1 pseudogene is annotated in these 259 nt (G+C 37.8%); it reads left to right on the top strand.

Annotated elements, in window-relative coordinates:
- Nucleotides 1–259: pseudogene (locus tag SB689_RS23490) on the top strand (4-hydroxythreonine-4-phosphate dehydrogenase PdxA); the annotation flags it as partial.

The raw sequence follows: 259 nt of genomic DNA, 5'->3' as shown, positions 1-259 counted from the left end.
ACCATAAAGTACGAGTAGGAATTTCAATCGGTGATTTCAACGGCATCGGTCCGGAGATCATCATGAAGTCTCTGAAAGACAAAACCATTACAGATTTTTTCACACCTGTAATTTTTGGTTCGGGGAAATTATTCACTTATCAGAAAAATATTTTCAAGCTGAATCTTAATTTCAACTACGTTAATGAAGCTTCGCAGGCCCAGGGAGGAAAACTTAATATGGTAAACCTGACAAAGGAAAACGTAAACGTAGAGCTTGG

Origin of the sequence: Chryseobacterium sp. SIMBA_038 (genome assembly GCF_046535115.1) — a bacterium.
Taxonomy (GTDB): domain Bacteria; phylum Bacteroidota; class Bacteroidia; order Flavobacteriales; family Weeksellaceae; genus Chryseobacterium.
Note: the sequence above shows the minus strand (reverse complement) of the source record. Positions and strands in the feature narration are given on the sequence as shown.